The following is a 673-nucleotide window of genomic DNA, read 5'->3' as shown; positions in this document are numbered from 1 at the left end:
CAGCACGAGCCAATGCCTCTTGGTAAGCTATATCACACTGCTCACTAAACTCTGGCGAGTTGGATTTACATTCATCGGCGTCAGAAAAAATGTAGCCTTCAGTCTTTGATTCTTGGGTCGCAAGGAAGAAAATTCCGCCAAATGCCGCGAACGGTATGATTTTTCCAAGCTTTAAGCTTTTATCCATGGAAGAACGTTTAACGTTGGAACTGCGCTTCATCGTTACTCCTAGTACGTCATACAAGCAGCATTCAACATGCCGACCGATATAGCAACCGCCGCAAGTACAATGCCTGCAGGCAGCTCATCTTTTTCGATACGCTCAGTAACTCTTGGCAGCAAAATAAAACGCACGATGGCAAATGCGATGATTTGCGCAAGCATGGCAACAACGCCCCAAACCATAAAGTCGACAATGTTGACTGAGTTTTTTGCCGCCCCCGAAATCGCAATACAATAACCCAGAAAAGCCCCACTCAACGCCACTGCGGCTGCGGTATTTTGCTTTTCCTTGATCAGATGCCATTCATCATAAGGCGTAAGCTTGACGTAGATGAACTTAAACGCCAAAACAAAAATAATGGATACTGAGAAGTAGAGTAAAAAGTTTGGAAAACCTGCTAACAGGCCGGCAATCATGTGCATTATTGTTCCTTGTTCATTTCTTTCCATG

The 673-nt window shown here is 44.6% G+C and carries 1 protein-coding gene and 1 pseudogene; both read right to left on the bottom strand.

Features of this window, described 5'->3' with window-relative positions; translation table 11 throughout:
- Nucleotides 1-220, bottom strand: a pseudogene (locus R7044_RS25760) (hypothetical protein); the annotation flags it as partial.
- Between the two features lie 8 nt (nucleotides 221-228).
- The gene (locus R7044_RS25755) at nucleotides 229-645 is read right to left on the bottom strand and encodes a DUF350 domain-containing protein (protein WP_225456065.1); all 417 of its coding nucleotides are present in this window, start codon (nucleotides 643-645) and stop codon (nucleotides 229-231) included.
- Between the last annotated feature and the right edge of the window lie 28 nt (nucleotides 646-673).

This window comes from Vibrio sp. 1402 (assembly GCF_033340275.1).
This window is presented reverse-complemented; position numbering and strand designations above follow the sequence as displayed.

Excerpts from the sequence above, each read along its gene's own strand:
- R7044_RS25755 (WP_225456065.1), bottom strand. The coding sequence starts at position 645 with ATGCACATGATTGCCGGCCTGTTAGCAGGTTTTCCAAACTTTTTACTC.